Annotated in this window: 15 protein-coding genes and 2 riboswitches; of the genes, 1 reads left to right on the top strand and 14 read right to left on the bottom strand. The window is 43.9% G+C overall.

The annotated features are described in order from the left end of the window. The first annotated feature begins 130 nt into the window (after positions 1-130). Positions 131-2,794, top strand: a complete 2,664-nt coding sequence (locus AB8P51_RS01755) for a DUF5916 domain-containing protein (protein WP_369747049.1) — start codon at positions 131-133, stop codon at positions 2,792-2,794. Between the two features lie 7 nt (positions 2,795-2,801). Here AB8P51_RS01755 and AB8P51_RS01750 read toward each other — a convergent pair whose 3' ends face one another. From AB8P51_RS01750 to metK, 14 genes are all read right to left on the bottom strand, one after another. Further along, positions 2,802-3,179, bottom strand: a complete 378-nt coding sequence (locus AB8P51_RS01750) for a hypothetical protein (protein ID WP_369747048.1) — start codon at positions 3,177-3,179, stop codon at positions 2,802-2,804. A gap of 54 nt (positions 3,180-3,233) precedes the next feature. Then, positions 3,234-4,571, bottom strand: a complete 1,338-nt coding sequence (locus AB8P51_RS01745; RefSeq protein WP_369747047.1) for a Gfo/Idh/MocA family protein — start codon at positions 4,569-4,571, stop codon at positions 3,234-3,236. 109 nt (positions 4,572-4,680) lie between these two features. After that, positions 4,681-5,763, bottom strand: a complete 1,083-nt coding sequence (locus AB8P51_RS01740) for a serine hydrolase domain-containing protein (RefSeq protein ID WP_369747046.1) — start codon at positions 5,761-5,763, stop codon at positions 4,681-4,683. A 2-nt stretch (positions 5,764-5,765) separates the two neighbouring features. Further along, positions 5,766-6,533 carry a head GIN domain-containing protein gene (locus tag AB8P51_RS01735; RefSeq protein WP_369747045.1) on the bottom strand — a complete coding sequence of 256 codons (768 nt, stop codon included), beginning with the start codon at positions 6,531-6,533 and terminating at the stop codon, positions 5,766-5,768. Beyond that, positions 6,530-7,627 carry an acyloxyacyl hydrolase gene (locus AB8P51_RS01730; protein WP_369747044.1) on the bottom strand — a complete coding sequence of 366 codons (1,098 nt, stop codon included), beginning with the start codon at positions 7,625-7,627 and terminating at the stop codon, positions 6,530-6,532. Before AB8P51_RS01730 ends, AB8P51_RS01735 begins: the two co-directional genes overlap by 4 nt. Positions 7,628-7,684: 57 nt before the next feature. Next, positions 7,685-8,638 (bottom strand): methylenetetrahydrofolate reductase [NAD(P)H], encoded by a 954-nt coding sequence (gene metF, locus AB8P51_RS01725; protein WP_369747043.1) that lies wholly within the window; start codon positions 8,636-8,638, stop codon positions 7,685-7,687. A 15-nt stretch (positions 8,639-8,653) separates the two neighbouring features. Beyond that, positions 8,654-11,392 carry a methionine synthase gene (gene metH / locus AB8P51_RS01720; protein ID WP_369747042.1) on the bottom strand — a complete coding sequence of 913 codons (2,739 nt, stop codon included), beginning with the start codon at positions 11,390-11,392 and terminating at the stop codon, positions 8,654-8,656. Beyond that, positions 11,389-12,390, bottom strand: a complete 1,002-nt coding sequence (locus AB8P51_RS01715) for a homocysteine S-methyltransferase family protein (protein ID WP_369747041.1) — start codon at positions 12,388-12,390, stop codon at positions 11,389-11,391. The genes metH and AB8P51_RS01715 overlap by 4 nt, the downstream gene beginning before the upstream one ends. A 96-nt stretch (positions 12,391-12,486) precedes the next feature. Continuing rightward, positions 12,487-12,594, bottom strand: a riboswitch (SAM riboswitch). 96 nt (positions 12,595-12,690) lie between these two features. Continuing rightward, on the bottom strand, positions 12,691-13,314 hold the full coding sequence (locus AB8P51_RS01710; RefSeq protein ID WP_369747040.1) for a phosphoadenosine phosphosulfate reductase family protein: 624 nt from the start codon (positions 13,312-13,314) through the stop codon (positions 12,691-12,693). Positions 13,315-13,510: 196 nt separating this feature from the next. After that, the gene (locus AB8P51_RS01705) at positions 13,511-13,921 is read right to left on the bottom strand and encodes an Rrf2 family transcriptional regulator (RefSeq protein ID WP_369747039.1); all 411 of its coding nucleotides are present in this window, start codon (positions 13,919-13,921) and stop codon (positions 13,511-13,513) included. 35 nt (positions 13,922-13,956) lie between these two features. Then, positions 13,957-15,138 carry a PLP-dependent aspartate aminotransferase family protein gene (locus AB8P51_RS01700; protein WP_369747038.1) on the bottom strand — a complete coding sequence of 394 codons (1,182 nt, stop codon included), beginning with the start codon at positions 15,136-15,138 and terminating at the stop codon, positions 13,957-13,959. An 18-nt stretch (positions 15,139-15,156) separates the two neighbouring features. Beyond that, on the bottom strand, positions 15,157-18,558 hold the full coding sequence (thrA, locus tag AB8P51_RS01695; RefSeq protein ID WP_369747037.1) for a bifunctional aspartate kinase/homoserine dehydrogenase I: 3,402 nt from the start codon (positions 18,556-18,558) through the stop codon (positions 15,157-15,159). A 55-nt stretch (positions 18,559-18,613) separates the two neighbouring features. Continuing rightward, the gene (locus tag AB8P51_RS01690) at positions 18,614-19,906 is read right to left on the bottom strand and encodes an O-acetylhomoserine aminocarboxypropyltransferase/cysteine synthase family protein (RefSeq protein ID WP_369747036.1); all 1,293 of its coding nucleotides are present in this window, start codon (positions 19,904-19,906) and stop codon (positions 18,614-18,616) included. Positions 19,907-20,030: 124 nt separating this feature from the next. Beyond that, a riboswitch (SAM riboswitch) is annotated at positions 20,031-20,142 on the bottom strand. Positions 20,143-20,217: 75 nt separating this feature from the next. Next, on the bottom strand, positions 20,218-21,474 hold the full coding sequence (gene metK / locus AB8P51_RS01685) for a methionine adenosyltransferase (protein ID WP_369747035.1): 1,257 nt from the start codon (positions 21,472-21,474) through the stop codon (positions 20,218-20,220). Positions 21,475-21,666 lie beyond the last annotated feature (192 nt).

Here is a 21,666-nt window from a genome sequence, read left to right as displayed (position 1 = left end):
GAGTATGCTGGTTAAACAACGTCATCAGAGAAATTTCTATTTCTTAATTTACAATCAATTCACTAAAAAAAACGAATCTTCCTGTAACAATCGGTTTTTTTGGACGTCTTTTAACCACAACTACTAACCAATGCGAAATCTGCTGCTGTGTCTCAGTTTTGTGGCTGGCATTTATATTCCAACTTTTGGCCAGGATGGAGACAGTACCATTGTAAAGAGAATATACACTACGAAACCTGTCAAGGATGTTCTTGCACCTAAAATTGATGGAGACCTCGATGAAAAAGCCTGGGAACTCGTAGAATGGTCCGGTGATTTTATTGAGTTCAGACCTGACACAGGTACTCCACCAACAGAACAGACCCTGATGAAGATCCTGTATGATGACAAGAATCTCTATGTTGCTTTTAAGTGTTTTCAGGAAGATCCGGCAACAATTGAACGGCGCCTGGGCCGTCGCGATACCTTTCCCGGAGACTGGGTTGAAATAAATATTGACAGTTACAACGATGACCGCACGGCATTTTCTTTTACAGCCTCGTCCTCCGGGGTGAAAAGTGACGAATTTGTTTCAAATAATGACAACTTTGACAGCAGCTGGAATCCCATCTGGTATCTCAGTACAAAGATCAATAAGGACGGGTGGACCGCGGAAATTCGGATACCTTTGAGTCAGTTGCGATTTAGCAAGTCGCAGGACCAGGTTTGGGGACTACAGGCAACCCGGCGCTATTTTAACAATGAAGAAAGGTCTGTATGGCAAGAAGTGGATGCTAATCCACCTGGTTGGGTGAGTGAATTTGGTGAATTGCACGGATTAATAGGGCTGATCCCGCAAAAACAACTGGAAATACAACCCTATAGTCTAAGTCAGTTGGATACCTATGAGGCTGAACCTGGAAATCCGTTCCGTGACGGTAGTGATTCAAAGTTTGCGGGCGGACTCGATGCCAAGATCGGAATCACCAACGATTTAACCCTTGATCTTACAATCAATCCCGATTTTGGGCAGGTAGATGCTGATCCCGGAGCCATTGCACTTGACGGCTTTGAAATCTTCTTTCAGGAAAGGAGACCTTTTTTCGTAGAGAATAAAAATGTATTTGATTTCAGACTGGGAGGAGGTCCTGATAATTTGTTCTTCTCAAGGCGGATAGGGAGAACCCCTCAGGGCTATACGACCGTTAATTCTGAATTGGGGGAGTATGAAGATATTCCCAACTTTACGACCATTCTGGGCGCTGCCAAGTTTAGCGGTAAAACGGCAAACGGCTGGTCTATAGGTTTATTGGAAAGTGTAACCGCCAAGGAATACGGAGAAATTAAGCTGGATAACCGTCCATCTGTCATCAATGACTTGCCGGTTCTGGGTACCGAGCGAAGAGAGATTGTTGAACCGATGACGAACTACCTCGTAGGCAGATTGCAAAAAGACTTTAATGATAGAAATTCCTACATAGGAGGGATATTCACAGCTACTAACAGAAACCTGGAAGGAAATCTCGATTTTTTGCATAAGGCGGCCTACAGTGGGGGGCTCGACTTTAAACATAACTGGAAGAACAGAACCTATTATGTTGAAGGCGTCTTTTCTTTTAGCAAAGTAATAGGAAGTGAGGATGCGATAACCCAGACGCAGCAATCCCTTACACATCTGTTCCAGCGAACAGATGCCAGCCATGTAAGCGTTGATACCACCAGGACTTCTCTCAGTGGAACCGGGGGTAGAATTGAGATAGGAAAAAGCGGGGGAGGAAACTGGCGATACAACTTAGGTGGATTTTGGAAATCCCCTGAGCTGGAACTCAATGATATCGGTTTTTTACGACAGGCTGATGATTTTAGACAATATGCCAATGTGAGAAGGGTATTTAACAAGCCAACATCCTGGTTCAGGCAGGCCAGTTTTGGAGGGGAAATGTCTACTGCATTTGATTTTGAAGGAAATTACAATAGAATTCAATATGAATTATTCGGCTTTGTTAATTTCACCAACAACTATTTTCTCGATTTCGGAGCAGCCCATAAGCCCAGGATTTTTGTCAATACCTTCCTGAGGGGTGGACCCCGATGGCGATACAACGAAGAGAATTTCTGGTATTTGTTTGTCGGAACAGACCAGAGGAAAAAATTAAGCATTGTCGCCGGGACGGTAAATTCTCAGGCCACTCAGGATAATTTTTCCTTTTACCGCTATCGGTTGAGTTTTAGATATCAACCCATTAACGCCATGAGTATATCACTGAATACCGAATATTCTCAAAATCCAAGTCGAACCCAATACGTCGACGAACAGAGTTTTAACGGACAGCCCAGATATATTCTCGGTGCTATCGATCAGGAAACCCTCAGTACCACCTTAAGAATTAACTACAACCTCAACCCCGACCTCAGTCTGCAATACTATGCGCAGCCTTTTATTTTTAAGGCAGATTTCTCCGACTTTAACTATGTGATGAATTCTACAGCTTCGAACCTGGAGGAACGAATTAATTTATACGGGGAAGATCAGATTCAATTAAACAACGGTGTTTATGAAGTTGATGAAGATAGAAACGGGTCTGTGGATTACAGTTTTAGCGATCCCGATTTTACTTTTGTGCAGTTTCGTTCAAATCTCGTTTTGAGATGGGAGTACATTCCCGGGTCGGAAATATTTCTGGTATGGTCGCAGGGAATTACCGGAAGTGGCGATGTGAACAGCAGTTTCGGGTCTATCATTGAAGACCAGCTGCTTAACCAGAAAGCAAATAATACATTTCTTTTAAAAGCAACCTATCGCTTTAATTTGTAATAATTCCTCAATAGGAATTCAACCATTTTCTGGCTTTTTCCTCATTCTTGAAGCCCTTGAACTGCCAGTTGGTATTTAAATGCTGCGACATTTCAATATATTTCTCAATCTTTTTCCTAATCTTTTCCTTGTCTGCGATATAGGCAATTTTGAGCTGGAGTCCCGACTGACTGGCAGCTACATCCAGGAAAGTGATATCAACGATTTCCGCGGGTTTCCATTCCACACTGTCGGTTTGCAGCGTATGTACGATTTGATACTTAGCGGTTTCAGATCTGGGGTCATTGAAAAAGAGTTCATTGGCTTCTTCAATTTCGTCTGCAGTTACATGGCCATAAAATTCCCATTTTATTCCATCATCTTCCCAAATAGTAGTAAACGGCATGGAACTGCTTTTTTAATTCTTTATTAAAATATAAATATTTTTGGAATTACTCAATCAGAAGTCTCGGTATTCCCCTGATAGATAGCGATTTGCTTTCTCTTCCCTGAACCTTGCTTTTTCGCTATCCCAATGGAGCTTTTTGTTAGGAAACCTGCCGGCTATTACCCCCAGTAATATTGTCTCTGTAAGTCGCGCTGAATAGGAAAAAGGAGCGGTACAGCTATCTGTACCCAAACAGGCATCAACAAACTGGTGGTAGTGCATATTCCCTTCCAGGGCATAATCACGAACAGGTTCACCTATTTGTCCGGAATTTACAAAAGGAGAGACATCGATCTCCTTGTATTCTCCATCGACAATGTGTCGGGGCAATTCCATAAAGTGAGGTAGCAGTAATTTTCCTTTTTCGCCTATAAACATAGCCCCCTGCAGGGGTAATTTATCCTTGTTAGGAAGTTTAAGGTCTTTATGGCTGTGAGGCGCCCCTTTCCCATCGTACCATACCCATTTTAATGTCTCAGTGGTATATGGCGTTCCCGGGAACTCGTAAGTCACGGAATTCTTTTCCGGATATCCGAAACCATTCGGTCTCCGGCATTGATTTTTTACTGTAAAAGGAACATCAAGTTCCAGGGCATTATACGGAGTGTCAAATATATGCACTCCCATATCCCCAAGCGTCCCGCAACCAAAGTCGACCAGCTTACGCCAGTTCGCCGGATGATATACCTGGTCTTTATAAGGTCTTGAATCCGAAGTTCCTAACCAAAGATTCCAGTCTAAGTGTGAAGGTACTGGGTCTGCCCCTGTGGGAATGGGCCCGTCGTAGCCCCAGTTCTTTGGGGACCAAGCCCGGACACAGGATACTTTGCCAATGATTCCGGATTGAATTAATAGGGTTGCCAGTTTATAATCGTAAAAGGAATGCACCTGTATTCCCATCTGGGTAATCAGGTTTTTTTCCTCGGCCAGTTTTCGCATTGCCCTGACTTCAGAAACGTGATGGGCAAGGGGTTTCTGGCAATAGACCGGTTTATCGAGTTGCATGGCCAGCATGGAAGCCGGCGCGTGGGTATGATCGGGGGTTGAAACAATCACGGCATCGATCTCATCGGCCATTTGGGAAAAGAGCAGGCGATAATCCGCAAATCCTTTTGCTTCGGGATGCATTTGCAGGGCAGCTTCGAGGTTTTTAGAATCCACATCGCACAGGGCAACTACTTTAACTTGCTTATGTGCAGTGATAGACTTTAGATCTTCAGCCCCCATTCCACCGACCCCGATATGAGCAGTTCGTAAAACCTTATCCTGAGAAGCGGGCCAAACAGCAGAAGGAAGCAATGATACGGAGGAAGCTACCGCGGTATTTTTTAGGAAGTCGCGCCTTTTCATAACTAAAAAAGAGTTAGAGAGTTATATTTAAAGATTGTAAACTGATTAATTGATATTCCTTTATCGAATTAAAGGTAACGAATTAGATTGAACCCAATAAAACTACATATCAAATAAGTGATCCTGAGGAAAGATAGTCCAGGATAGAAGGAAGAACTATTTCGTCAAGTAAGGGCTGCACCTTTGGATCTGTACAATTAATCAAAAGGGATATCACAACCTCATCTTCAGGATACACAAAAAAGTTACTGTATCCCCCTATTCCATTGCCGACATGTCCTATAAATGGACGACCGGCATTGTCCATACTTACCTGCCATCCCAGGCCGTAGTAGGTAGAACTACCTTTAACCATTTGTGGCGTAAGAAAATCCGCCATGATCTCTGAGGAAACCAGACTGTTTTCCAGATACGCCTGTCCAAGTTTGGCAAGATCTTCGGTTGTGGAAAGATATCCGCCTCCTGCGAGTTTATAGCGGTTATCCACAGGTATAGCCGGGCGGAATCCTGTTAGTGTTCGGGTATAAGGGATGGCCTTCCCTTCGGGATTTTCTTCTGGAACCTCTACAAGGGTATTTGTCATGCCAAGAGGATTCAGGATTTCCTTCTGCACATAGTCTGAAAAAGGTATACCACTGACTTCCTCCATAGCGAGAGAGATAAGCACCCAGTCAAAACTGTTGTAGAGGTAATCTGTCCCGGGGCGGAACTGCAGGGGATCATTTTTAAACAATTCCAGGCTCTCTTTAATCGTGTACGGTTTGTTTAAGGCGTATTCCTTCCCTTTATATCCCCTGATTCCCGCAGTATGAGACGCCAGTTGCCGTATGCTAAAGTCGAACTCCTTTCTGGGAAAATAGGGAACATAAGAATAAAACGACTTGTCGAGATCTATCTTTTTCTCTATTACCATTATTGCAAGGGCCATGGAAGCGATGGGTTTGGATGCACTCGCGATTCTAAAAATGGTTTTTTGCGGGTCTACCGGAATTCGTCGGTCTATGTCGGCCCATCCAAAACCCTTTTGAATTACTTTCTTCCCCCGGTGCAGTATGGTAACAGCCATGCCGGGTACTTTTGATTCATCCACCCAGGTATTAAAAGGCAGGTAAAACGGTGCTGATAAATCTTCCAGATCTTTCTCAGACCTCTGTCTGGAAAACACTTTGAGAATGTTCGAAAAAAATCCCATTATTAGTCGTTGTATATCAACTTCCCACGGTACAGCACTTCCACGGAAACTGAGTCAGGACGATTAAAACTAACAACGTCACCTGTTCCTCTAATTACCCCACTTAGAATCTGCTGTGGGTTTACCAGGATGTCATTACTCCCTCTGTGGCTGACGATGACTTCCTCAGCAAGCAAGGATTCGGCTTCAATCCTTGAATCTCCTGCTGCTATAGTAGTGTTGAATCGCTCGGCATTCCCTGCTACTTTAAAATAGGCAATTCCATTGGCAACCAGTTGCAAATTCTGTACATCTACGGTCATGTCAAAAGATCCGTCTGTAGTTTCCGTTTCAGGGTTATTAAAGCTCTCTGTAATCAGGGTGAGATTTGGAAAATCCAGGATACCATCACTTCTAACCGGCCAACCTGTACTACTTCTGATTTCATTGATATTGGGGGAGGTTACAAAAACCTTAGTTATCCCGTATTCCCGGAAGAGATTACAATTATTGGTATTTCGCAAACTCAGGGTATTATCTTCCACCTTAGCACTGACCTCTTCCCTCAGATACTCTCCTGTTTCTATGATCACTTGCTGTTGGGGGCCCGATTTTACAACGAGCTGAACTCCTTCAAAAACGGTAATTTTTTCAAAAATGGGCAGGGTTACCTCCTCCTGCACCAAATCACCTGCATTCTGGAAACAATCGGGAACGTTATCTCCGTTGCAGCCAGATAAAAACAGGGCAGCAAAAACGGTTATATATTTTAGTGTTTTTACTCTTTTCATAGTCTTATTCCTATTCCCAATTCTACAGCTTCAGCCTTTGCGGCATGTGATTTAAGGCTGAGGGCCGCAAACCATTTATCCCCAAAATATCGTTTGACTCCTACCCGATTGTACACCTGTCCTTCAAAGTCGAAAGGATAGTACACATAGTAACCCAGTTGGGTAATAACACTGAGCTTATTTATAAACAATTCATGCCCAACGAAAATTCCAACTCTCTTAAAGTCGGTTGCAGGATCCACCTCGAGTTCAGGGAAGGAGATCGACTGAAACCGGATCAATTCTTTCAGAAAATTAGAGTAAAATACGTCCGATCCCAACTGAATAGCGCTAAACTTTCCAAGGCGTTTATCGGCATAGGCCGAGAAAATATAAAAGGGATATTGTCCTGAATTAATTATATCACTTTCATTAATTCCACTTCTGAAAACCAGGTTCATCTTAACTGACTCCCTTATTTCGGGTTGTTCTTTCCGTATAAACTCCTCATTAGTACCACCCTTGAGGTCGTAGATCAGACCTGCATTAAAAGCAAATGTATTGGTGGAGGTATTTGGGGCTTTTACGTTGGCATTGGAATAATGGATCAGGGAAATACCGGCCTTTACACCCAGGTTTTTATAGAGACGTGGCCTGTGATAATTGAAGACCAGGAAAGTAGAACTCATTAGATGGGAGCCATAGGCATTGTTCCTGAAATTCTCCTCTTTATTGTAGGGGTTGGTATTGTACGCTATTCCCTGACCGATACGGAATTGCAGCTTGCGCTTCAACAAATAAAAATTATAATGCAGATAAACGCCCAGATTATGTCCAAGAGTACTGTTCTTCATATCCTGATACACCAATGAAACACCGGTGTCGGGAAAATTGAAAGGGGCCTCCCACCCTTCATGTCCGAAAGTCTGCTTGTTAAAGCCGAAGATAACTCCCGAAGGATGCTCTCTGATAAGATGAGATATGTCTGTATTGTGCAACAGGATGGAGCCGTAAAAGGGGGTTACATCCATATTCCAGTAGACAGGGGTATCCTCCTGTTGGGCATATCCCAGGGAGAAGCACAGCAGGCATAAAAGTAAGATCCGGATTTTCATGGGGCGTAAAAATAGCAATTATTCGGCTGGTGTAAACGGGTATTGATACCCCAGGGATTAAAATACTGCATTGGCTATTTCCCAGATATTGTCACTTTTACCCATAGAGTAATAGTGTAGCACTGGGGCTCCTGCTGCTTTGAGTTCTTTTGACTGAGCGATAGCCCATTCAATTCCTACCTGCCTTACTTCTGTATTATTCCTGCATTTCTCTACTTCCTCGATAAGATCCTGGGGCAAATCGATCCGGAATACCTGAGGTAATAATTGGAGGTGCCTTTTTACTGCGATAGGTTTAATTCCCGGTATGATGGGCACATCAATTCCTGCTTCCCGTGCTGCGGTAACAAAATCAAAGTATTTCTGGTTGTCAAAAAACATCTGAGTTACGATGTATTGAGCTCCGAGATCAACCTTTTTCTTAAGCCATTTCAGGTCGGTCTTCATGGAAGGAGCTTCCATATGTTTCTCAGGATATCCTGCCACACCAATACAAAAGTCGGAACAATTATCAGTTTCGATCACTTCGTGAAGATACTGTCCGGAATTCAGGTTTCTGATTTGACTAACCAGTTCTGAAGCGTATTTATGACCTCCCTTTGTAGGTTCAAAATACTGCTCTCCTTTCATAGCGTCTCCCCTTAATGCCATGATATTGTCAATTCCCAGATAGTGACAATCTACCAACAGGTATTCAGTCTCTTCTTTTGTAAATCCGCCACAGAGCACATGAGGAATGGTATCTACATCGTATTTGTGTTTTATTGAAGCACAAATTCCAACGGTTCCGGGGCGCATCCTTGTTAGTTTCTTGTCTAGCAGGCCATCGCGGTCTATGTAGACGTATTCCTCCCGTGAGGTAGTCACGTCAATAAATGGAGGCTTAAACTCCATCAAAGGGTCTATATTGTCATAGAGTTCCTGTATACTCCTCCCTTTTACCGGCGGGATGATCTCAAAGGAAAAGAGGGTTTCCCCTTTAGCCCTCTCTATATGTTCGGTTACTTTCATTCTTTTTGCTGTTGTTTAATCTGCCAGATTCGGTGCCAGCCATTTACGAGCCTCTTTCAATGTAATTCCTTTGCGATTTGCATAGTCCTCTAATTGATCCTCAGCAATTTTTCCAACTCCAAAATAACGGGCCTGAGGGTGAGCAAAATAGTAGCCACTGACACTGGCTGCAGGCCACATCGCAAGACTTTCGGTTAAGGTAACTCCAATAGTCTCTTCTACATCCAGAATCTCCCAGATGGTTTTCTTTTCAAGATGATCGGGGCAGGCAGGATATCCCGGGGCAGGCCTGATTCCCTTGTATGCCTCTCGGATCAGATCTTCATTGGAAAGTGATTCACTACTAGCATATCCCCAATAATCTGTTCTGACCTCCCGGTGCAGATACTCGGCAAAAGCCTCTGCCAGCCGATCGGCCAAAGCCTTCACCATGATAGCACTATAATCATCTAGTTCTGCTTCATATTTCCTGGCTAGTTCTTCCGTACCAAAACCTGCAGTTACGCAGAAACACCCGATATAATCCTGTATCCCCGATGACCTGGGAGCGACAAAATCGGCAAGTGCCAGGTGTTGCGCTCCTTTCTTTTTTCTCAGCTGCTGCCTTAAAGTACGAAAGACATAAGGTGGCTTATCCTGTTTGGGCAGCACTTCAATATCATCGTCATTTATGGAATTCGCAGGAAAAAGGCCAAAGACTGCCTTGGCTTTTAATAGTCTTTTTTCCATTATGGTATTCAACATCTCCTTTGCATCGTCGAACAAGCCGGTTGCCTGCTCCCCTACTACCTCATCATTCAAAATATGGGGGTATTTGCCATGAAGATCCCAGCTTCGAAAAAAGGGTGTCCAGTCTATAAAAGGTTCCAGGAGATTGAGGTCTACCTCTTTAAGGACATGCGTTCCTATTTGTTTAGGCGCTGTAATTTCTGAATTATTCCAGGACAAGGCCAATTTGTTCTTTCTTGCTTCCCCAATACTGAGATACTCTTTTTGTTTCCCCCGATCGAGAAATTTGTCACGAAAATCGGCGTAGTTTAGTTTTAGTTCTTTTATGTATTCTACTGAGCGGTCTGGCTGAAGAAGATCCCCAACTACCGTAACAGCTCTGGAAGCATCATTTACATGAACTACAGCAGCTTTGTACTGAGGGTCTATCTTAACGGCCGTATGGGCTTTGCTCGTTGTAGCACCACCGATTAGTAATGGGACTTTAAAATTCTGCAGTTCCATCTCTTTTGCCAGAAATACCATTTCATCGAGGGAGGGTGTGATGAGTCCGCTTAACCCAACAATATCCACCTGGTGTTCTACAGCTTTCTGAATGATCTTTTCCGGTGGGACCATGACACCTAAATCAATGATTTCGTAGTTATTACATGCAAGGACCACACTTACAATGTTTTTACCTATATCGTGTACATCCCCTTTTACTGTTGCCATAAGTATCTTCCCGGCCGATCCACGTGCAGACTCCTCCTGAGATGCTTCGATAAAGGGCGTGAGGTAAGCCACGGCCTTTTTCATAACCCTGGCCGATTTCACCACCTGGGGAAGGAACATTTTACCACTTCCAAAGAGATCACCAACTACATTCATCCCATTCATCAGATGCCCTTCGATCACTTCAATAGGTTTTTCGGCGCTTTTTCTGGCTTCCTCAACATCTTCAATGATATACTCGTCTATTCCTTTTACCAGTGCCCTAGTAATTCTGTCCTGAATGGATTCTTCCCGCCAGCTGAGATCTTTTTTATTCTGCCTGGTTTTGCCTACCACCTTTTCTGCAAAATCCAGTAGCCTTTCAGTGGCATCATGGCGTCTGTTCAGGATTACATCCTCCACATATTCAAGCAGGTCCTCCGGAATATCATCGTATACTTCCAGCAGTGCAGGGTTCACAATGCCCATATTCATGCCAGCCCTGATGGCATGGTACAGGAAGACCGAATGCATAGCTTCCCGTACCGTAGTATTCCCTCTAAAACTAAAGGATACATTGCTCACACCCCCACTCACGCTGCAGTGAGGCAGGTTTTCTCTCACCCACCGGGTAGCCTCAATAAAATCGACAGCATTGCGCTTGTGTTCTTCCATCCCCGTAGCCACCGGAAATACATTAAGGTCGAAAATGATGTCTTCAGGAGGAAAATTAAGTTGATGCACAAGGATATCATACGATCTTCCTGCAATCTCAATCCTGCGTTCATAGGTGTCGGCTTGCCCCTGTTCATCAAAGGCCATGATAATTACGGCCGCCCCATATCGTCTTATGAGTTTCGCCTGGCGGATAAACTCTTTCTCCCCTTCTTTAAGGCTGATGGAATTCACCACGCATTTTCCCTGAGCCACTTGCAGTCCGGCCTCGAGGATTTCCCATTTTGAACTGTCAATCATCAGCGGCACTCTGGCGATATCAGGTTCTGCCAGGATCAGATTGAGAAATTTTACCATTGCTTCCTTCCCGTCGATCAGGCCATCATCCATATTCACATCGATGATCTGGGCTCCGCCTTCTACCTGGTGTCTGGCAATTTCAACGGCTTCCTCAAATTTTCTTTCCTTTATTAAGCGAAGAAACTTACGGGATCCGGCTACATTGGTTCGTTCCCCAATATTGATAAAATTGCTTTCAGGGGTAATTACCAGGGGCTCCAGGCCTGAGAGTTTTAGCGGCCTGATTTCTCTCCTCTTTTCTGATGGGAGCTGAAAGGAGGAGGGATCCTTTTGGTTATGGAGTTGATCACTTGTCATACCTCTAAAGGGGATTTTCTCGGCTTATATTCAGACGCCAATCGTGCTATCGCCTTGATATGTGCAGGGGTTGTTCCACAACATCCCCCTACGATATTTACAAGGTTTTTTTCGAGATACTCCCTGATCTGAGCAGCCATTTCCTCCGGACTCTGGTCGTATTCTCCGAATGCATTGGGCAGACCGGCATTGGGATGAGCCGAAACCGGGTATGGTGTCTTTGCGGCTAAGATCTGGAGGTGTGGAACCAACTGACTCGCTCCCAGAGCGCAATTAAAACCTACCGACAAAAAGGGAATGTGTGATACTGATATTAAAAAAGATTCGGCTGTCTGACCTGATAAGGTACGTCCTGAGGCATCAGTGATGGTGCCACTTATCATCACCGGAATGGCAATCCCACGCTCTTCTTTGATCTCTTCTATTGCAAATAATGCTGCTTTGGCATTAAGCGTATCAAAAATTGTTTCCACCAGAAGGAGATCCACTCCTCCATCCAAAAGGGCTGAAGCCTGCTCGTGATACGCCTTTCTGAGAGCCTCAAATGAAATGGCTCGAAAACCGGGGTCGTTTACATCCGGAGACATGCTTGCCGTTTTATTAGTAGGGCCCATACTACCTGCTACAAATCGCGGTTTGTGGGGTTCCGCCCGGGTAAATTCTTCGGCAACTTCTTTTGCTATACGAGCCGATTCATAATTCAGTTCATACACCAGTTCCTGCATATGGTAATCTGCCATGGCAACTGATGTGGAAGAAAATGTATTTGTCTCTACTATATCCGCTCCGGCGGCAAAGTATTTCCTGTGTATTTCTGCAATCGCAGCAGGCTGAGTAAGGGAAAGCAGGTCGTTATTTCCCTGCAGGGGATGTGTCCATTCCTTGAACCGATCACCTCGGAAATCTGATTCCGTAAAATTGTACTGTTGAAGCATGGTGCCCATTGCCCCATCTAAAATGAGAATCCGCTCTTGTAAAATGTCTTCGATCCGAGCCATAGAAAAATTAATAGTACACCTAAAATCTTCGGTAATCATTACCGAAAATCAAAAATAAAATATCAAGTAGAAGGAAAAGGGTTGTGCCTTAAATGTTTGTTATCTGTCCCGCCTTCAGCGGGATAGAATGTAGCACCTTCTTTAATGGATAAAGGGTTGCTAAGGTTTCAGCGGGTCTAGTCCCTCCACCTTTCTTGATAACTAATTTTCAGTGTGTTAATGAACTATAACAAAGAAAGGCTACTCCGTAATTATAAACAAGAAAATATAGACTTTTTAAAGAAGTAAATTGCCCAAATTCTAAAGGTGTATGCCACACTCCCTATGTTGTAAAACCTTGGTGGGATCAAAATAATCCATTTCGTTAGGGAGCTGATGTTGTTTCAAATACCCTTTCAATTCCAGATCTGTCCAGTAATAAAACGGACTCACTTTTAAAATCCCTTCTTTATTGATGCTAAGTATATCCAGTGAATCGCGAAGTGCTGTCTGACCTTTTCTGATATTGGTAAACCACACATCAGGCCGATGCTCCTGCATTGCACGCCTGAAGGGTTCCAGTTTTACCTCTTCCGTGAATTGCTGATGCTCTGGGTTATCAAGCGATGGCTGACCTATGAGTATTTCACGCCTGGCGCGGGTTTGCCTGGGTACATAAATTTTCATATTGAGGTCTAACTGCCCCATTACCTCTTCAGCATGTCTATACGTTGCTTCTGTATTGTATCCCGTATCGCACCAGATGACAGGTACATCATTTTTTATTTCCGTAACGGCATGAAGAATAGAAGAAGAATAAGGCCCAAAGTTTGTAGTAAGTACAGGTCTTCTTGAATATTCAAGGGCCCAGGCTATAATTTCTTCCGTAGGAATACCCCTGAATTGAGCATTGAGATGTTCCAGATGTTTGTCTGTAAAAATCATGCAGATAGGTAATTTGATCGACTTTATTATTAACCCTACTGTTTTAATAGGAAATTCAAAAATACATTTTTCATCGTACTTTACAATAGATGCTAATATAAAAAATAGTATTATCCTACTATTTTACTAGATTAATAAGAACAGTGGGTGATTTTTAATAAATCCGCAGAAATTCTGAAGAGTTGGAGTATTTTCTTCAGGGCAATAGATCCGCAAGGGTTGTATTTCGATAAACCTCAAGAGCACTATCCCTCACCTTAAGCATTAGTTTATGAACAGAACAGCTTTGTTCATCGGGGCAATCCTCACATTGCTCATAAAAATTGAGGCTTACACAGGACACCATGGCTATCGGACCTTCTAAAACCCGCATCACCGTAGTCATGGGTATTTCAGAGGGATCTTTGATCAGATAATACCCTCCTCCTTTTCCTTTCTTGGATCCGAGGTAACCGGTTCGCCTGAGCGTCAGTAAAATGCTCTCTAAAAATTTCTGAGAAATATTTTCTTGTGCGGCGATATCAGCAATCGGGATGGGCTCCTTTTTATCTTGTTTGGCAAGGAAGGTAAGGGCCTTCAAGCCATACTTGGTCTTTTTGGAAAGCATAAAGCTAAGATAGCGAAAAGTGCTGAAATATATTGTCAGTACGACTTTTCCAAAGCCTGGGAAATATCCCTGATGATATCGTCAATATGCTCCAGTCCAACAGAGATTCTTACAAGACCCGGACTGATTCCGCTAGCCTGCCGCTCTTCTTCTGTTAGCTTACTATGGGTTGTGGATGCCGGATGGGTGACTATGCTCCTCGAATCGCCCAAATTGGCAGAAAGGGAAAGTAACTGAATAGCATCGAAGAATCGTTTCCCTGCCTCTGAACCTCCTTCTATCTCAAATGCCACTACACAACCTCCGGCTTTCATTTGTTTCCTCGCCAGAGCATATTGGGGGTGGGAAGGAAGGAAAGGATATTTTACCCTGGCAACTCGTTTGTGCTTTTCAAGGTACTCAGCAAGCTCAAGCGCATTACTGCAATGCCTGTCAATCCGTACAGACAGGGTTTCCAGACTTCGTGATAATAACCAGGCATTAAAAGGCGAAAGTGCCGGGCCTGATATTCGCGCAAAGCGATAGATGGTATCGACGAGATCTGATCGCCCCACAGTAATACCGGCCAGCACCCTGCCCTGCCCATCCATGAGCTTCGTACCCGAATGAATCACCAGGTCCGCTCCAAATTTCATTGGCTGTTGTAAATAAGGTGTGGCAAAGCAATTATCTACAATAAACAGCAAATTGTGTTTTCGGGCGATCTCTCCAAGTCGCGCCAAATCCACCAGGTCTACTCCTGGATTTGTTGGGGATTCGGCATAAATTACTTTTGTAGCAGGGGTAATCAAGTCCTTAAGGGAATCGAGGTCCTCCAGCTCAAAATAGCTGTGAGAAATCTGCCATTTTGGAAAAAACTGTGTAAACAGGGAATGTGTTGAACCAAAAATCCTTCGGGCCGACAAAATGTGGTCTCCGCTTTCTAAAAGGGCAGCAAATGTTGAAAAGACAGCGGCCATTCCCGAAGCGAAGGCAAAACCCGCGGGTGCACCTTCCATAGCACACACCTTCTCTATCAGCTCAGAACTATTGGGATTGGCATATCTGGAATAAATATTTCTGTCCTTTTCCTCGGCAAAAGATGCACGCATATCCTCGGCATCCTCAAACACAAAACTCGATGTCATGTAAATAGGACTCGAATGCTCCAGAAATGAAGAACGTTCCATTTGTATCCTAATCGCATCTGTCTCAAACTGATTCTGCTCCTTATTCATGACAACCTATAAATTTGATTATATTTTTTCTGCGATTCTCAATATATCGCCAAAAACCCCTCTTGCGGTAACAGCAGCTCCTGCCCCTGCTCCCTGGATGACAAGGGGGTGTTTACCATACGATTCAGTATAGATTTCGATGATTGAATCTGAACCCCGCACCTTCCCAAGGCTGCTTTCTTCCGAGACAGCAATTAACTTTACCTCCAGTATCCCTTTATCCTTCTGCAAATTTCCATGAAGATCTCCAACATAGCGCAGAACCTGCCCCTTCTGCAACTCCTCTTTTTTCTTTTCCATAAGCGGATTTAGAATTTCGATACGTTCAGCAAATTCTTCTACCGTCAGGCCTTGTAATTCCCTGGGGATGAGGTTTTCCACCTTAACGTCATCAATCTCATTTTGCAGCTGAAGCTCACGGGCAAGGATCAGCAATTTACGCCCCACATCCATTCCCGATAGGTCCTCCCGGGGATCGGGTTCTGTATAACCAAGACTCATCGCCTCCAGAACTACTTCAGAAAATGGGACATTTTTTTCGGAAAACGTATTAAAAATATAGGAGAGGGAACCAGAAAATACACCTTTTATCCTGGTAATATTTTCTCCCGATAAATGAAGCAATTTTATGGTATCGATCAGCGGCAGACCTGCCCCTACATTCGTCTCGTATAAATATTGTTTTTGAAACCTTCCTAACTCCTCCCGCAGCAGCTGATAATAATCGTAACCCAAGGTATTGGCAATTTTGTTTGACGAAATGAGGTCAAATCCATTTTCAACAAAATCGAAGTAATGAGCTACAAAATCTTCGCTGGCAGTATTATCTACAGCTATCAGATTTTCCAGGTGATGTTGCCGGGCAAAATCAAAAACCTCCGAAAGTGCATAGGCATTCCCATTTTCCTCGATCTCTTTCCTCCAGTCGTTTCCAATTCCGTCCCTGTTTAGCAGCAGGGTTTTGGAGTTACTCAAGGCAAAAACCCTGAGTTGAATACCCTTCCTTTTTTCAATCGACTCACTTGCATGCAGAATCTGATCGAGAAGCGTGCCTCCCACATTTCCATGACCAAAAACCGCGAGATTAATTCGCTTACTCACGCCAAAGATCTGCCCGTGCATCACATTTAATGCCTTATGGAGATCCTCTCGTTTTACTACAAGGCTGATATTTTTCCCAGTTACTGTATTATTAAAAAGTAAGGGGATAACCTGGTTTTTAATCAATGCATTGTAAGGCTTATGAAAAGTGCTCAGATCCTGACCAACAATAGAGATCACAGAAACATCATCGACGATATTGATGGTATTGATATCCTTTGATTCAAAATCGGATTCAAATTCTTCTTTCAACGCCCTACGGGCAATTTCCGCCTTGTCTGCATTCACCAGAAGTCCGATACCCCTCTCTGAGGAGCCCTGAGATATAATACTAACACTGATATTGTTCCTGCTCAGGGCTCGGAATATCCGGGCATCTACCCCTACTTTACCAAGAAGACCCCTTCCTTCCAGGTTGATGAGCGCTTCATTATCGAGCACTGAAAGAGAACGTATTCCTTCCGCTTCTGAGGTGGCGCTAATCAGTGTCCCCTTGTTCTCTTTATTAAAAGTATTGAGGATTCGAAGAGGAATATTTTTCTCCAGAAGGGGGATAATGGTTTTGGCATGCAGGATGGTTGCACCAAAATTGGCCAGCTCATTGGCTTCTGCATAAGAGAGTTTATCTATTCGTCTCGCCTCTGGCACCCATTTCGGATCGGCGGTATAAATGCCGTCTACGTGGGTGTAATTCTGTAATTCTTCTGCGTCGAGGAAATTGGCCAGAAGTGAAGCTGTATAATTACTTCCATTCCTGCCCAGTGTAGTTGTCTCCCCTTTTTCTGTAGCTCCAATAAAGCCTGCAATTACGGGGGTTACCCCGGCCTCAAACGAATGAAAAAGTTCCAGGACCCTGCTTCTCGACACTTCGTCCTTCACATTAGCATTGCCAAAGTTTTCGTCAGTAATGATCAACTCCCGTGAATCTATCCATTTTGCCCCAATTCCTTTTCCTATAAGTAATTTGGTGATCAGCTTGGTGGAAATAAGCTCTCCAATTGCCAATACCTGATCCCGGATTTTGGGACTGTAATCTCCCAGCAGAGCTACTCCTTCTAAGAGCTGTGCCAGTTCCCTGAATTGATCGGACAAATCGACATTTTTAAAACTATGCCTTTGATAGCTTTCAAACCTTTCAAATTCTTTTTTGTAATCCTCCCCCTTGGCTGCAAGTTCAAGGATAGTGCCCAACTGGTCAGTAGCCATTTCCCTGGCCGACACTACAACGGCAAGTTTCTCCCCGGCCTTCACCCCCGAAACAATGATCTCCAGTACTCTTTCTATACCTTCCCCGTTAGCGAGAGATTTCCCCCCAAATTTGAGAATCTTATATCGGTGGGAACGCTGGTTCTTATTAAAAATAGGATCAAGAAGCTGATGCATTTGCTCAAATTCCATCAAAAAGGCATCGTGTCCGTGCAGGGATTTTATCTCCCCATAGGTAACATTACTCCTGGCCTGAGCCATTTGCTTGTAAGTATCTTTATTCTCACTAGCTGAAAAAAAGAGATCAGAATCCACCCCTATGATATGAATGTTCGTTTCACTCTGTCGCAAGTTTTTAAACGCTTCATCCCCGCTACGGGTGATATCTATAGTCTTAAGAAGCTGGTTGGTTAGTTTGTAAGCTGACAGTTGAAAGCGTTCCTGTAATTTCCTTCCGTGGTGTAATAACCAACTTTCCACATTAAAAACGTTCAATTCTTCATTGGTACTCCTTTTAAAACGTTCTTTAAAAGATTCGGGGGTACGGTAGCACAGCATGGCGTGCATCCTTGCATCGTGTACAGGATTTTTCGAATTCACTAAAAACTGTTCCTGTATCTGGCAATTGGCAATTAGCCAGTCTGTCGACTTCCAGTCGGATGCCACAGGAATCAGGTGCGTTGTTATTTCGGGGTTGAGAGCCGCCATTTCCCAGGCAATTCCCCCTCCGAGAGACCCCCCAATAATGGCATACACCCTGGAAATCTTCAGTAATTCAAGTCCGATTAAAAAGATCCTCGCAATATCCCCGGCGACGAAATCCCTGTAGTTATCAATGACAAAGCCATCATAACCATTTCCGGGAATGTTGAATGAGAGAACAGTATATCTGTCCGTATCAATACATTTCTGTTTCCCGACCAGGTCATTCCACCACCCATCAGGACCACAGATATTAGAATTGCCTGTTAGAGCGTGATTCACTAAAACAACTGGCGCAGAATTCAACGGCTTTCCAAATACCTGATAGGAAAGCTGAATATCCCCGGTAACCCCACTTAAGGTTGTATATCCGGGAATATTCAGTTGTTTTAATCCTGCTACTGCCTTCATCTCTTTGACTTTCAGACTCATTGTACTATAAGAAGGTGCTAATATACCTTGCTTGTTAAGCTAAAACCGATTTTTCAATTTTCGCAAATGCCTGTTCAAGGTCGGCTGTCAAATCCGACAGATCTTCCAGTCCAACAGACAACCTGATGAGGTCCTTGGTTACACCTGTGGTAAGTTGGGCTTCATCATCTAATTGCTGATGAGTTGTACTTGCCGGATGAATGATGAGCGACTTGGTATCTCCAATATTTGCCAAAAGCGAAAATACTTCGGTTTCATCTGCGATTTTTTTGGCTGATTCATAACCGCCTTTCACTCCAAAAGTGACAATACCACTCTGGCCTTTGGGCAGGTATGCCTTGGCCAGAGGAAAGTACTTACTACTTTCCAGCCCGGGATAATTTACCCAGGAAACTTCCTTTCGGTTTTCCAGCCATTTGGCAAGGGCGAGGGCATTTTCGCTGTGCTTTCTGATCCTTACCTCAAGTGTTTCAAGCCCCTGAATAATCTGGAACGCATTAAACGGACTCAGGCAGGCACCGTGATCGCGAAGGCCTTCTATTCTGACCTTGGCTATAAAGGCAGCCGGGCCAAGAGCATCGTGGTATACCAACCCGTGATACCCGGGAGAAGGCTCTGTAAACTCGGGAAACTTCCCACTAGACCAGTCGAATGTTCCTGCATCAATAATGGCACCCCCTAAAGCGGTTCCATTGCCGTTAATGTATTTGGTAAGGGAGTGGATCACGATATTAGCCCCATGTTCTATGGGGTTTAATAAGGCGGGAGTGGCAACTGTATTGTCTACAATAAAAGGAATCCTCGCCTTTTTCGCCTCAGCTGAAATCGCCTTCAGATCAAGTACATCCAGTTTTGGATTTCCCAGGGATTCAACAAAAATAGCCCTGGTATTTTCTTTGACGGCCTTGCCGAAATTGGCGGGATCTTCAGGATCCACAAATGTGGTAGTGATTCCAAGGCGTGGCAGGGTAACACTAAGTAAGTTGTAGGTGCCGCCGTACAAGCTGTTGGATGCAACAATATGGTCACCTGCCTTTAGTAAAACCAACAAGGCAGTATTGATTGCGCCTGTACCGGAAGCTGTTACTACCGATGCGATACCTCCTTCGAGCGCTGCCAGGCGCTGCTCCAGAATGTCGTTGGTAGGGTTGTTGATCCGGGTATAGATATTCCCGAATTCCGCAAGGGAAAACAAATTTGCCGCATGGTCCGAATTGTCGAACACATAAGCTGTACTCTGATAAATCGGGATGGCTCTTGTCCCCCCGTGCAATTTGGTGTCATGACCAGCATGCAATGCTTTGGTCGAAAAATTTTGATCGCTCATGATTTTAGTTTTTTTATTTGTTAAACATGAAATAAAAAAGCCAAACCACACTACGGCTACTGTTAGCCGGAGTACAAATCAAAAAAGTTAAAAAGAAAGAGAAATTACCGATGGTAATAGGTCTGTGTTATCTGTCCTGCCGTATGCAGGATAGAATGTAGCACCTTCTTTGCTTCTGACACAAAGGGTTGCTAAGGCTTCAAAGGGTCTAGTCCCTCCACCTTTCTTGATAACTATTCAATAAGAGTTTGAACTTTGAATTGTCAAATATAGGAACGGAATTTTAAAAATTCCTAATTATCCTACTAAAATTATATGTTAAATGCTTCCTGTACCAGTTCAATCATATCCAGTTTTTCCCAGGTAAACAACTCTACTTCCCGTTTGATACGCCCGTTATAAGGGGACTCAAAGACCTTGGTCACCATTTTAGGTTCCTTCCCCATATGACCGTAAGCAGCAGTTTCGAGATATATTGGATTTCTTAATTTCAGGCGTTCTTCAATCGCAAAGGGTCTGAAATCGAACAAATCAGCCACTATTTTTGCAATCTCCCCATCGGTCATATTTATTTTCGCCGTGCCATAGGTATCCACAAAAACGGAAGTGGGCTGTACTACCCCAATGGCGTAACTGATCTGAACGAGTATTTCTTCGGCAACGCCAGCGGCCACCAGGTTCTTAGCTGCATGACGTGCAGCATAGGCAGCACTTCTGTCTACCTTACTCGGATCTTTTCCGCTGAAGGCACCTCCTCCATGTGCTCCTTTGCCCCCATAGGTATCCACAATAATCTTTCTACCTGTGAGTCCGGTATCCCCATGTGGCCCTCCAATGACAAATTTCCCTGTCGGATTGATATGGTACTTGATGTCGTCGGTAAAAAGTTCTCTGGTTTTCTCCGGCAACCTCTTTTTTACCCTTGGGATCAGAATGGCCAGAAGATGACTTTTGATAGTCTTTAGCATTTTCTGATCGTCCTCATCAAAGGGGTCGTGCTGGGTAGATATGACAATAGTGTCAATTCGCAATGGCACATTGTTATCAGAATATTCAATGGTTACCTGTGCTTTGGCATCAGGGCGTAAATAGGTAATGTCGTCATTTTCTTTCCGAAGTGCGGCTAGTTCCTGGAGGATCTTATGAGAAATATCCAGCGCAAGCGGCATATAATTTTCAGTTTCTTTGGTGGCGTATCCAAACATCATCCCCTGGTCACCTGCTCCCTGCTCTTCCTTGGTCCCCCGATCTACCCCCTGGTTGATCTCTTTAGATTGCTCATGTATCAAAGAAATAATACCACAGGAATCCCCACTGAACTGGTATGCACCTTTGGTATACCCAATCTTATTGATCACTTCACGGGTTATCTGCTGCAGATCAACATAGGTATGACTTTTCACTTCCCCGGCAAGAACAACCTGCCCGGTGGTAACCAGTGTCTCACAGGCCACTTTGCTTTCGGGGTCAAAAGCCAGGAAATTATCAAGCAGGGCATCGCTGATCTGATCGGCGATCTTATCGGGGTGTCCCTCACTTACAGATTCGGAAGTAAATAAATATGGCATACCATTTTCTTAGCTTGTGAGAAGGGATTCGAAATAATGCCAGGGAGAAGTTTACAATGCACGGAAATCGGCAGAAACTGCTTTAGCATTTTTACAGAGGTTGCAATCAGTCAAATCCGTCCTCTTTGTTAATGGGCACAAAAGTACATATTTGGGTTTGAAATAAAAATTTTATGATGTCTATTTACAGAT

Origin of the sequence: Muriicola sp. SD30, assembly GCF_041205185.1 — a bacterium.
Taxonomy (GTDB): Bacteria; Bacteroidota; Bacteroidia; order Flavobacteriales; family Flavobacteriaceae; genus Muriicola.
This window is presented reverse-complemented; position numbering and strand designations above follow the sequence as displayed.

Bases quoted from the DNA above. Each gene is read 5' to 3' on its own strand.
- AB8P51_RS01730 (WP_369747044.1), bottom strand. From the start codon at position 7,627: ATGAAAATCCGGATCTTACTTTTATGCCTGCTGTGCTTCTCCCTGGGA.
- metK (WP_369747035.1), bottom strand. From the start codon at position 21,474: ATGCCATATTTATTTACTTCCGAATCTGTAAGTGAGGGACACCCCGAT.
- AB8P51_RS01740 (WP_369747046.1), bottom strand. From the start codon at position 5,763: ATGGGATTTTTTTCGAACATTCTCAAAGTGTTTTCCAGACAGAGGTCT.
- metH (WP_369747042.1), bottom strand. From the start codon at position 11,392: ATGACAAGTGATCAACTCCATAACCAAAAGGATCCCTCCTCCTTTCAG.
- AB8P51_RS01745 (WP_369747047.1), bottom strand. From the start codon at position 4,571: ATGAAAAGGCGCGACTTCCTAAAAAATACCGCGGTAGCTTCCTCCGTA.
- AB8P51_RS01705 (WP_369747039.1), bottom strand. From the start codon at position 13,921: ATGCTTTCCAAAAAGACCAAGTATGGCTTGAAGGCCCTTACCTTCCTT.
- AB8P51_RS01700 (WP_369747038.1), bottom strand. From the start codon at position 15,138: ATGAATAAGGAGCAGAATCAGTTTGAGACAGATGCGATTAGGATACAA.
- thrA (WP_369747037.1), bottom strand. From the start codon at position 18,558: ATGAAGGCAGTAGCAGGATTAAAACAACTGAATATTCCCGGATATACA.
- AB8P51_RS01710 (WP_369747040.1), bottom strand. From the start codon at position 13,314: ATGATTTTTACAGACAAACATCTGGAACATCTCAATGCTCAATTCAGG.
- AB8P51_RS01750 (WP_369747048.1), bottom strand. From the start codon at position 3,179: ATGCCGTTTACTACTATTTGGGAAGATGATGGAATAAAATGGGAATTT.
- AB8P51_RS01715 (WP_369747041.1), bottom strand. From the start codon at position 12,390: ATGGCTCGGATCGAAGACATTTTACAAGAGCGGATTCTCATTTTAGAT.
- AB8P51_RS01690 (WP_369747036.1), bottom strand. From the start codon at position 19,906: ATGAGCGATCAAAATTTTTCGACCAAAGCATTGCATGCTGGTCATGAC.
- AB8P51_RS01735 (WP_369747045.1), bottom strand. From the start codon at position 6,533: ATGAAAAGAGTAAAAACACTAAAATATATAACCGTTTTTGCTGCCCTG.
- AB8P51_RS01755 (WP_369747049.1), top strand. From the start codon at position 131: ATGCGAAATCTGCTGCTGTGTCTCAGTTTTGTGGCTGGCATTTATATT.
- metF (WP_369747043.1), bottom strand. From the start codon at position 8,638: ATGAAAGTAACCGAACATATAGAGAGGGCTAAAGGGGAAACCCTCTTT.